The 10,788-nt window shown below is 59.7% G+C and carries 9 protein-coding genes; 1 reads left to right on the top strand and 8 read right to left on the bottom strand.

Annotated elements, in window-relative coordinates:
- Nucleotides 1-10 precede the first annotated feature (10 nt).
- The 7 genes from ACPYOP_RS14775 to ACPYOP_RS14745 all read right to left on the bottom strand — a co-directional run bounded on the left by ACPYOP_RS14775 (nucleotide 11) and on the right by ACPYOP_RS14745 (nucleotide 7,419).
- Nucleotides 11-427, bottom strand: a complete 417-nt coding sequence (locus ACPYOP_RS14775; RefSeq protein WP_481411114.1) for a DUF3830 family protein — start codon at nucleotides 425-427, stop codon at nucleotides 11-13.
- A gap of 82 nt (nucleotides 428-509) precedes the next feature.
- Complete coding sequence (locus tag ACPYOP_RS14770; RefSeq protein WP_481411113.1) at nucleotides 510-1,238, bottom strand: amino acid ABC transporter ATP-binding protein; 729 nt, start codon at nucleotides 1,236-1,238, stop codon at nucleotides 510-512.
- Complete coding sequence (locus tag ACPYOP_RS14765) at nucleotides 1,235-4,147, bottom strand: FAD-dependent oxidoreductase (protein WP_481411112.1); 2,913 nt, start codon at nucleotides 4,145-4,147, stop codon at nucleotides 1,235-1,237. The genes ACPYOP_RS14770 and ACPYOP_RS14765 overlap by 4 nt, the downstream gene beginning before the upstream one ends.
- An 11-nt stretch (nucleotides 4,148-4,158) precedes the next feature.
- The gene (locus tag ACPYOP_RS14760; RefSeq protein ID WP_481411111.1) at nucleotides 4,159-5,049 is read right to left on the bottom strand and encodes a dihydrodipicolinate synthase family protein; all 891 of its coding nucleotides are present in this window, start codon (nucleotides 5,047-5,049) and stop codon (nucleotides 4,159-4,161) included.
- A 16-nt stretch (nucleotides 5,050-5,065) separates the two neighbouring features.
- Nucleotides 5,066-5,758: an amino acid ABC transporter permease gene (locus tag ACPYOP_RS14755; protein WP_075854636.1), complete on the bottom strand. Its 693-nt coding sequence runs from the start codon at nucleotides 5,756-5,758 to the stop codon at nucleotides 5,066-5,068.
- Nucleotides 5,759-5,828: 70 nt separating this feature from the next.
- Nucleotides 5,829-6,665: an ABC transporter substrate-binding protein gene (locus tag ACPYOP_RS14750; protein WP_481411110.1), complete on the bottom strand. Its 837-nt coding sequence runs from the start codon at nucleotides 6,663-6,665 to the stop codon at nucleotides 5,829-5,831.
- A 106-nt stretch (nucleotides 6,666-6,771) separates the two neighbouring features.
- A complete protein-coding gene (locus ACPYOP_RS14745) occupies nucleotides 6,772-7,419 on the bottom strand; it encodes a GntR family transcriptional regulator (RefSeq protein WP_481411109.1) in 648 nt (215 codons plus the stop codon).
- Nucleotides 7,420-7,529: 110 nt separating this feature from the next.
- Here ACPYOP_RS14745 and ACPYOP_RS14740 point away from each other — a divergent pair, with 110 nt between their 5' ends.
- Entirely contained in the window at nucleotides 7,530-8,198 is a 669-nt protein-coding gene (locus tag ACPYOP_RS14740) for a GntR family transcriptional regulator (RefSeq protein ID WP_481411148.1), read from the top strand.
- Nucleotides 8,199-8,429: 231 nt separating this feature from the next.
- Here ACPYOP_RS14740 and ACPYOP_RS14735 read toward each other — a convergent pair whose 3' ends face one another.
- Nucleotides 8,430-10,787: a beta-glucosidase family protein gene (locus ACPYOP_RS14735; protein ID WP_481411108.1), complete on the bottom strand. Its 2,358-nt coding sequence runs from the start codon at nucleotides 10,785-10,787 to the stop codon at nucleotides 8,430-8,432.
- Nucleotide 10,788: the final 1 nt, after the last annotated feature.

Here is a 10,788-nt window from a genome sequence, read left to right as displayed (position 1 = left end):
TTGGGTCGAATTATTCCGAAACCTGCTCAAATCGGATGTTTTGCGCACCTTCCCATAGAACTAGGCGCCCCAGCTCGGGCAACTTGTCGAGGTTTGATGTAAGCGTGATGAAATGATTTCCGGCAAGCTGTCCCATCTTTGACGAGAAATCGACGCCGCCGTAGGCAAGCAGGATTTCGGTTTCGCTGATGCCGCCGGGATAAAGAATGATCTGGCCCGGGGCAGGATGGCTGGTATGGTTCTCATAAGCGACGCCGAAATCTTGTTCCCCAAGCGGAATCCACACGCCCTCGCCCGACCAGCGCACGTGTACGATTTTTCCTTCGAAAGGTATCTCCTGCAGGAAGGCCTCGCAGGTCTTGGGCGCCTTTACCATCTCCAGCATGGCATCGAATTCAAATGGGCCGGCAGTGATCTTCAGTTTCATTCCACTCTCTCTTGCTTCGGTTGTCTCTATTGTGGTCGGTTCCGGTGGAGGCGGTGCGGTTTCGACCGCACGTGAGCATCCATCAATGCCGGAGGATCTTGCCGAGAAAGGCTTCCGTTCTCGGATTGTGACCAGAGGTGAAGAATTCTTCACTCGGCCTATCTTCGACAATCTCGCCTTGGTCGATGAAGATGACGCGGGTGGCCACACGGCGGGCAAAACCCATCTCATGGGTCACCACCATCATCGTCATTCCATCCCTTGCCAGGCCGGTCATGACATCAAGCACTTCAGACACCATTTCCGGATCAAGCGCAGACGTCGGCTCGTCGAAAAGCATCGCCAAGGGGTCCATGGCGAGCGCGCGGGCTATGGCAACGCGCTGCTGCTGGCCACCGGAAAGCTGGCTCGGAAATTTTCTGGCTTGGTCGGTCAAACCGACACGATCCAGCAGTTGCATGGCCTTGGTTTCCGCCATGACGGGGCTGCGACCAAGCACGATCTTCTGGGCCAGCATGATGTTATCGAGGATGCTGAGATGAGCAAAGAGCTCGAAATTCTGAAAGACCATACCGACGCGCGTGCGCAAGTTCGGCAGATCCGTTTTCGGATCGCCTACCTCGATCCCGTGGACGCGGATTGAACCTTCCTGGAAGGGTTCGAGACCATTGACGCACTTGATCAAGGTCGACTTGCCTGAGCCAGATGGTCCACAGACCACGACGATCTCGCCCCGAGCCACCTGAACGGTACAGTTCTTCAGAACCGGATGGGTGCCGTAGAATTTGGAGACGCCATTGATCTCGATCATGAGCGGCCTTTCGCGAAACGAGTGATGGAAAAGGCTTGCAGCGCTCGTCCAGTCTCCCGACCCAGGATGAGCTGCGCGGTGAGTTGGCCGAGAAGCGGACCGAGCGTATAGCCGTTGGAGGTCACGGCGTTGAAGAAGCCGGGTTGCTGGGGATGCTCGCCAAGGATCGGCGCGCCATCGATATTGATGTTCATGGCCGCCCAGCTGCGGATGATATGCAGCTTGCGCAGCGCCGGAACCACATGCTGGGCCACCCAGAGATTGCCCTCGAGGCTCGACAGCAGCGGCCGGGGGTGCTGATGTACCGGATCAAGACCAGCCGTCCAGCCGCCGCCGATGATGAAATTGCCGTTGGCCGCCTGCTTCAATGTCAGATGGCGATCGGCATGAGCAACAAGACAGGAAATCAAAGGGGCGGCCGCCTCCGTGACGACCATCTGCAGCGGCGCGCCGAAGACGGGAATGTCGACCCCGAGCATGGCACCGATGCGCGAAGAAAAGGCGCCGGCCGCATTGACAATACGTTTTGCTCTGATCATGCCGCGTGATGTCCGCACCTCGAAACCAGATGCGACCGCAGCGATGGCGACAACCTCGCATTTCTCGATGATGCGGACTCCTTTCGCGCGCGCGGCCTCGAGGATATGTTGGGTCGCAACGAGCGGATTGATCTTGCCTTCCTGCGGGCAATAGGCGGCGCCGAGGAAAGCCGGCGATAATCCTGGCTCCAGAGTGCGCAATTCCTCGCGACCGATCAGCCGGCAATCAATGCCAGCGCGCTGCTCGACAGCGACCTTTTCGGCAAGGAAATGCATGTGCGCCTCGGTCTCGGCGACCATCAGGCCACCGGTTACCTTCATCTCGAAATCGCGACCAAGCTCCTGCTGCAAGGCGCCCCAAAGTGCGATGGAATCCCGCTGCAGAGGCAGCGTTTGCGCCGCCGGCCCACCGCCGACTTCCGCGCGCGCGCCATGATCGAAGGATAGAAGCTGCGCATGCAGGCTTCCGGCATTTCCGCCGGAGGCAAGCGAATTGACAAAGGCACGCTCGACAACAGCAACCTCCTCGCCTTCGCCTGCAAGAAAAAGCGCCGTCGACAGACCGGCGATCCCTGCCCCGATCACCAACGTCGATGTTTGTGAAAACGGCAGGGGCTCGGCCGACTGCAATGGCTGCTTCTCGGGCAGCATGGCGCGCTTGTGTCCTCCCCATTCTGGTTTTTCAACGGCAAGGGCGGCCAGAGGAATGGGACGCAATGGCATTTGCGGCGCCAGAAACCCGTGGGTCTCTCCAATGCTGTGCCTCTCATCTGCGATCTTAGCCAGCATATGACCACAGTAGCGGCTTTGGCAGCGCCCCATCCCAGCACGCGAAAGTCGCTTCAACGTGGCGATATCCGCTGCGCCTTTCGCAATGATCGCCTTTAGGGTACCGGCCGTTATACCTTCACAGCGACAGATGATCGTCTCGTCGGCAAGCGCCTCGTCTCGATCAACCGTTGCCCGCTTGAAAGCCGTCCAGAGACTGGCCTGGAAGGCGCGATGGCGGGCAAGCCTGCGTTCGGCTTCACGATCGGGTGTTCCGCCAAGGCCCAGTTTGCGCGCGACCGCAAGCCCGGCCAGCCGGCCTTGCGCCTTGGCGATATGAGCGCCGCCGAAACGCGCGGCCTCGCCAACGACGTGAATGTGAGAAAACGTAGTCTCGCCATCATCACCACTCGTAACCACCAGCTCGCCGCCGGCAACCTCGTGACCGCAGCCGAGGAAACGGGAAAGCTCATTCGAGGAAGCAAAGCCGCCGCCGATAAGGACGGTATCGGCATCGAGCCTCCTGTCACCCGTTGGGCCGGATATGGTGACGGCCTCGACGCGAGCGGAACCATGGATTGAAGTGATCTTGCTTTCCCAGTGGAGCGAGATGCCGGCCGCCTGCAAAGCCGCGAGCTGCCGTGCGCCGTAAACGGCAAGACCGCCACCGAGCTTCAATAAACTCAAAGCCTCGAAAGGTTTCGACCATGGCGGCGCTGCGGCTTCGACCAGCGCGACCACTGTGCCGCCCGCCCTACGGATCTCATTGGCAACCTGGATGTTGAGAGGCCCGTTGCCGGCAATCAGGATCCTGCCGTGAGGCACGGTACCGTAGCTTCTAAGGAGGGTCTGTGCTGCCCCGGTCGTCATGACGCCCGCGCGCGTCCAGCCAGGCACCGGGTATGGTCGCTCGTAGGCGCCGGTTGCAATTACGATCATTCGAGGCCTGCAATAGAATGCGCCCGATGGGCGATAGCAGGCAATGATGGTGCCGCCTTCGCCGTTTTCGGCGCCCCAGACGACCGTTTCGCCGATCAGGGTGACACCGGCCTTGCTGGCACTTCGGATCAGGTCCAGCCCTTCGCGTGCCTGCGCGTCGTGTTCCAGCTGCGCCACGGCCGTCGACGTCGCAGGCTGTTTATAATATTGGCCGCCTGCGATCTTGCGTTCATCAACGATCGCTACCTTCGCACCGGCGCTAGCAGCCGCTTCCGCAGCGGCAAGGCCGGCTGGTCCAGCGCCAATGACCAGCAGATCGATCTCCATGGTTGCGAGAGATATCGGGGCGTCACAGAGATCTGCAATTTGTCCGGACGCGATAGCCGGACGCGAAGATGGCCTATGAACATGCATGCCAGCCTCGACGGTAGTCATACAGGCGCGCTGGCTGACTTTGCCGTCGACGGTCACGAGACAATCATGACAAGCGCCCATGCCGCAAAAAAGCCCCCGCGCCTCGCCCTTCAATCCGCGCGAAAATCCGTGATGGCCGCCGGCCTCGATCGCTGAAGCAATCGTCATTCCGCGCTCGGCATGAAGAGAACGACCATCGACGAAGAATTCGATGGTCGGTTCAGCCGTGGATCGAGGAGCAGTTGACACGGACGGTATCCTCAGGCCTCGAATTTCAGGCCGAAATCCTGAACCAGTTTTTTCATGGCTGCATCCTGTTCGGCAGGTAAAGGCAGACGCGGCGGGCGCGGCGCACCGGCGCCAAAACCCATATGCCGCAACAGCGACTTCGAACCGGCGACATAGGCCTGCCCACCGACGGCCTGAATGATCGGCAGCCAATGCAGATAGAGCGCGCGGGCCTCGTCGATCTTTTTTTCGTCGGCCACAAGCTCGAAAATGCGCGCCATCGGCCCTGGAGCAATATTGGAAGCGACCGCCACCCAGCCCTGCGCGCCCATGACGAAGGATTCGAAGCCGAGAATGCCGCCGAAAACCGTCATATTGTCGCCTGCGAGCCGGATGATATCACGCACGCGCGTCACCTCCAGCGTCGACTCCTTGATATAGTCACAGCCGTCGATTTCAGCGATCCGTTCGACCAGCTCCGGCTTCAGGTCGACATTGGCCGTTGCGGGATTGTTGTAGACCATGATGGGAATGGAGATCGCTGACGCGATGGTGCGATAGTGATGCACCAGTTCGTCGTCGGTCGGGGTCGAATAAAAGGGCGGAATAATCATGACGCCGTCGGCGCCCATCGCTTCCGCCTTGCGGCTCAGACGAACGCATTCGCGCGTGTCCTCCGCGCCGGCGCCGATCAGGACCGGCACACGGCCGGCTACGGTTTCGATCACCGTCCGTGCAACGCCATCGCGCTCGTCTTCGCTGAGCGAGAGAAACTCTCCTGTCGACCCCAACGGTATCAATCCGTGGATGCCTTGGCGAACCTGCCAATCAGTGAAGGCGGCAAGCGCCTTCAGATCTACCGCGCCATGCTCGTTCAGCGGCGTGATCATCACGGTATAGACACCGCGAAATTTCTTGGTCATGTCGATTATCCTGCTTCTAGCGCTTTTCCGTCATGGACAGCCGGGAGTCTGCCTGACCGAAGCGTTTCTCGATGTGGCTCTGGAAAAAGTCCCAGAGCGTGGTCAAAAGGAGGTAGTAGATGGCGGCTACCGAGAAGAGCTCCAGCACCATGAAGCGCTCCTGGATGAGGACCTGGGTGCGGCGCAGAAGTTCCTCCATGGAGATGACCGAGGTCACCGACGTCGTTTTGAGAAGGCCGTTGACTGAGTTTCCAAGCGGCGGAATGATGACCTTGAAGGCCTGCGGCATAACGATATGACGCATGATCTGACGCTCGGTCATGCCGAGCGCGCGAGCGGCTCTCGCCTGCCCTTCGGGGACGGCTTCGATACCGGCACGAATGATCTCGGCCAGATAGGCCGCCTCGTTGAGCGCGAGCCCGATCAGCGCCGCCTCGACAACCGAGAAGCGGATGCCGAACTGCGGTAATGCCGTGTAGATGGCGATCAGTTGGACGAGCAACGGCGTGCCACGGAAAAGCCAGATGTAGGCCTTGGCTACCAGCTGAACCAGACGCGCCTTCGAACGCCGCATCAATGCCAGGGCAAATCCGAGGATCAGGCCTGCACTCAGCGAGACCACCGTCAGCCATATAGTGGTGAAGACACCCCCGAGAATGAAGGGGTTGAAGAGGTATCCGAAGAAACCCGACCAGCTCCAAAGCTGCATGAACGTAACCTTCCTTCCGAAGCGCGCGGCAAAGCCGCGCGCAGCCCTTCCGATGGACCGATCAGTCCAATCAGCGGCCGGGTCCCTTCACGGAATAGTCGCCCGTCACCATCGGCAAGCCATACTTGTCGAACAACGTCTTTAGCGAACCATCAGCCTTCATCTCCTTCAAGGTCGCCGAAACGGCATCGGCAAGCTTGGGGCTTTTAAAGGCAACAGCGACAGGGGCAGGATAGAGGCCGCTCACGGCGCGCTTGAAGTCGCCGCGCGCATCGTAGTCCTTCGCGACGGCATCGATCGAGACTACGCCTTGAACCTGGCCGGCGCGAAGGGCCTGGTAGGCGAGCGCAAAATTGTCGAAGGCCTGGATCGTCAGGCCCGGTTTGCCCGCATCGCGCAGTTCCTTGTCGAGCAGGCGCGTCTTGGTTTCCTCGAAGCCACCGATTTCCACACCGATCGTCATACCGGCCAGGTCGTCCTTGCCGGCGATCTTCTTGTCGTAACCGGGCGCGATGGAGACACTGATCGCCTGATCCTCGTAAGGGATCATCTGCATGATCTTGGCGCGTTCTTCGGTAAAGAAGATGCCGGTATCGATCATATCCCAGCGCCCGGACTGCAGGCCCGGCACCATCGCCGAAAACTCGATGCGAATATATTCGGGCTCAAGGCAGAGGCGTTTAGCGATCTCGGTGCCAAGTTCGATGCGCATGCCTTTCAGATCGCCGCTGGAATCGACGAATTGCAGGGGCGGCAAGGTCGGGTTCGTCGACATGACGAGTTTTCCGGGAGTGATCAAATCACCTGCCGCGACCTTCGGCGTGCAGGATTGGGCAAGAGCGACTGATGTCGTCAAGGATAGAAGCGAAGCGGCGAGCAGGCCGCGTGACATTGAAAATCGAAACATGCTGACCTCTGGAGTTATTTTTGTTATGCCCAGACACTTGCATTCATCTGGGATCCCAGTTTTATACAACACTTTCCCGTCGATGCAAGAGATGACTCGATTGCCGTCAGAAATTTGTGAGAACGCCTTGGCGAACCGCCTCGAGATGACGTGTCATCGCTTGACGCGCGGCCTCGGGATCGCTGCCCGCCACGGCTGCAAGAATGCAACGATGCTCGGCAACGCCGGGTTTTGCCCGCACGACGGCCATCTGCCGCTCGAAGATCGTAGTATAGCGGCGCATTTCCCCGATCGTGGCGGCCATGAAACTATTGCCGCTCGCATCGGCGATCGACATGTGCAAGGCGTCGTCAAATTGCCAGACAAATTCCGGATCCGGCTCGGCATCCGCCTCGATCGCATCGAGCATCGCTTCCAGCGAATGCAGTGTCGTCGCCGGCATGCGCCCCGCCGCGACCGCGGCCGCACTGGGTTCCAGCAACATGCGCATCGCAAGACTATCGAGATAATCCTTCAAGGTAATCACGCGCACGCACAGGACGCCCTTGTCGTTGCGGACAAGCAGCCCCTCGCCTTCGAGGCGTCCGAGCGCATGGCGCATCGGCGAGCGGGATACCGCATATCGACTTGCCAGCCGCCTTTGCTGCACCACCGATCCGCCCGCAAGCCGAGCCGAGAGAATTTCCGTCAGAAGCAGCCGATAGGTTTCCTCAGCCAGGCTTTCCTCGGCCGCATCGTCCATCCGGTCGTCCATGTATCCCCTTTTTGCTTCTTCATGAGTTCGGCTATCTTATGTAACACCAATTGCGCCAAGGAAAGCCGTTCGTTGCCAGCGATGTCGGCTATGCGCAGAGCGAGGAAAAGGTGAGCGACATTTCAACCCTGCAGGATGCCACTTCGACTAGCGGACAGCACAATCTCGCCTCGCTCGCATATAAGGCCGTGTCGGACATGATACGCCATCGCCGGCTGAAAGGCGGCCAGGTCATCGTCGAGGCGAAGCTTGCCGAGGCCCTGGGCATTTCCCGGACTCCTTTGCGTGAAGCTCTGCAGCGGCTGGAAGGTGAAGGCTCGGTACGCAAGGGAGACGGCCGCAACTACGTTGTTCGCCGTGTCGATATTGGCGAATATCTGCAGAGCCTGCGCCTGCGACTTTTGATTGAACCTGAAGCAGCTGTGTTGGCAATCCCCAACATCCCGCGCCGGCAACTGATCGTCGTCAGGCGTGAAATCAACGATCTTCTCGACGCAACGGCCTATCACACGGATGCCCATTGGGTATCGGACGACAACCTGCACAATCTCATCATCGACCATTGCGCCAACGCGGTCATGGCGAAGGTCTTGCGGGAACTGCGCGCCACCACGCGCCTGTTCGAGATCGATCGGCTGAAAGACCGGCTCAAGCCGGATTCGACAGAACATCTGCTGATAATTGAAGCATTGGAGCACAGCGATATCCGACAAACGCGCCTCGCCGTGGCCGACCACATTGAAAGCTTGATCAATTTCGCTCGAGAGCAATTGGAATGATTAATGCTCTTGATGGGATCCGAACCGACGACCTGGTTGTGAACAAAAGCCCTTTTTCCAAAGTCCAGTAGCGGATATCGTCCGCCGGAAAATAGCCGACGTGTCAATCGGCGGCCAAAATTCACCCCTTGTCGGAAAGCAGAAAGCTGCATTGAGTTCGTATCCCGCCAGCGCCGAACGTAGAGGTCGATTGAAAGCTCACCCCTGTTGCGCTGTCAGAATGCGATTTCCTTAGCTGCCTGCGTCATGGTCGTCGTTTAAGTGCGCGAAAATCCGGGCGATGTCGCTCTCCTTGACGCTATCTCCGACATACCAGCTCAGCGTGTCGTAGAAGCCGAGGAAGGACCCTTTCGTCTTGGCGAGAAGCGCCGCGGCTTCGACCTCCGAGATGGAAAGCGCCGAGACCATGAAATCGACAAGAGCAGCCTCCGCCTTCGGATGAGAGAAGACGATCGCAGTTGGCGAGTTGGGTAGGATGACGGGCAGTGCGGCGGCTTCAGAGCGACACGTCAGGATGGCGGACAGACGGATATCGCGCGATGAAGCAGCGGCCTCGATCTCGAAGGCTTCGGCATCGAGAACCCAGGCGGAGCGCGCCGTGTCGAAATGGCGGAAATCGCGCGACGTCAGCGTGAAACACACAGCCTTCGCCTCGCCCGGCTGCAGATCCACCTTGCTGAAGGCCTTGAGTTCGCGGACCGGCCGTCTCAGGCCTGGCGCATGCGGGCGCACATAAAGCTGGACGATTTCCTTGCCGGCGACCGGACCGCTGTTGCGGACGGTGACGCGCACGGTGCACGCGGTATCCGCGCCAATCTCGTCCTGATCGATCTCGATCATCTCATAGACGAAAGAGGTGTAGCTGAGCCCATGTCCGAAGGGGAATGCCGGGGCAATCGCCTTCAGATCATAAAACCGATAGCCGACGAAAATGCCCTCGCTATAGAGATGACGGCCTCGCTCGCCCGGATAGGTGTGCCATCCCGGAATGTCCTGCATGCGAACCGGCATACTGGCCGATAGCTTGCCGCAAGGGTTCTGCTCGCCGAACAGGATGCGGGCCAGTGCCTCGCCACCGCCCTGCCCCGCGTAGAAACTGGCGAGCACGGCGTCGACATGCTCGATCCAGGGCATCTCGACCGTGTCCGGCATCGAGAGCACGACGATCAGCTTGCGACCTGTCGCCGAAAGTGCCGCGATGAGAGCGTCGTGACTAGGGGCAAGCTTCAGCGAGTGACGGTCGTTGCCTTCGCCATTCAGGCTTGGCTCGTTCTCGGCCAACACCACGACGACATCGGCGTGCGATGCTGCGTCGACGATCGCGTCGACCGAAGCCGACGAGTCCACTTGCGCGGATGATGAGAAAGGCAGGTGCCGAACCTTCAAGCCCTGTCCCGCCCGCGCGGAGATCTGAGTGAATGGACTATCCACCCTGTAGGGATTCGTGGTGGCCGAGCCCGACCCCTGGATGACGGGAGTAATTGCGCCATCACCAACGATCAGCAGATTGCCCAAGGTAGCGGGATCAAGAGGCAGCGCCCTGCCTTCGTTGCGCAGCAATACGATCGATTCCGCTGCGATGTCGCGCGCAAGTGCATGGTGTGCCTCAAGGTCCGCCGTGATGCCGCGCTGCTCGTGCGTCTTGCATTTGGCGACCAGTGACAGAACCCTCACGCAGGCGGCATCGATGACCTCGGGCTGAACATCCCCGACTTCGACCGCCGTAAGCAGGCGCGCCTTGCGCGGTCGGCTTTCCGGCATGTCGAGATCGGTGCCGGCATTGAGCGCGGCTCCACGATCCTTGATCGCATGCCAGTCGGACATGACCAGGCCGTCATAGCCCCATTCCTCGCGCAGCACCGATGTGAGCAGCCAATGATGTTCAGCAGCCTGGATGCCGTTTAACGGATTATAAGCGCTCATTACCGACCACGGTCCGCTCTTTTCGATCGCGCGTTCGAACCCCGCCAGGTAGATTTCGCGCAGGGCCCGCTCGTCGACATCAGAGCTGGTGGTCGTCCGCTCGATTTCGGAGTTGTTGCAGGCAAAATGCTTCAGCGAGGAACCTACGCCATTATCTTGCAGTCCCGAAATGACCGCAGCCGCGATATCGCCGCTGATGACAGGATCTTCGGAGTAATATTCGTAGGCCCGGCCCGCCAGCGGCGTGCGCCTGATGTTGATGCCAGGCCCAAGCAGCAGGTGAACACCGAAATCCTGGCACTCGGCCGCCAATGCGGCTCCCATGCGGTAGGCCAGATCGACATCCCACGAACAGCCAAGCAGATTGCCGTTCGGAAAACACGTTGCCGGGCGGGTGGTACCGAACATGCCGCCCGATCCATCGCCCTGTTGGCCCACAACGTCTAGGAATGCCTGCAGACTATCTTCGTCGTTATCGCCGGCATCGATCTGGGTCGTCGAGTACCGGACACCGTAGGCGCCGTCGGTCATCACAATCGAAGGAATGCCCAATCTTTCGATCGCCGCCGTCTTCCACAAGCCGCGTCCACTTAGAAGATCGACCTTCTCGGCAGCCGTCATCTGGTCGACAAGCGACTGGATCTCGTCGTCGCTGGGGTTGAACATG

It is taken from the genome of Rhizobium sp. KNZ2-6A (assembly GCF_056755475.1).
This window is presented reverse-complemented; position numbering and strand designations above follow the sequence as displayed.

What these genes read in the sequence shown, in the direction of transcription:
- ACPYOP_RS14745 (WP_481411109.1), bottom strand. Translation starts at nt 7,419, where the DNA reads ATGGACGACCGGATGGACGATGCGGCCGAGGAAAGCCTGGCTGAGGAA.
- ACPYOP_RS14755 (WP_075854636.1), bottom strand. Translation starts at nt 5,758, where the DNA reads ATGCAGCTTTGGAGCTGGTCGGGTTTCTTCGGATACCTCTTCAACCCC.
- ACPYOP_RS14770 (WP_481411113.1), bottom strand. Translation starts at nt 1,238, where the DNA reads ATGATCGAGATCAATGGCGTCTCCAAATTCTACGGCACCCATCCGGTT.
- ACPYOP_RS14735 (WP_481411108.1), bottom strand. Translation starts at nt 10,787, where the DNA reads ATGTTCAACCCCAGCGACGACGAGATCCAGTCGCTTGTCGACCAGATG.
- ACPYOP_RS14775 (WP_481411114.1), bottom strand. Translation starts at nt 427, where the DNA reads ATGAAACTGAAGATCACTGCCGGCCCATTTGAATTCGATGCCATGCTG.
- ACPYOP_RS14760 (WP_481411111.1), bottom strand. Translation starts at nt 5,049, where the DNA reads ATGACCAAGAAATTTCGCGGTGTCTATACCGTGATGATCACGCCGCTG.
- ACPYOP_RS14750 (WP_481411110.1), bottom strand. Translation starts at nt 6,665, where the DNA reads ATGTTTCGATTTTCAATGTCACGCGGCCTGCTCGCCGCTTCGCTTCTA.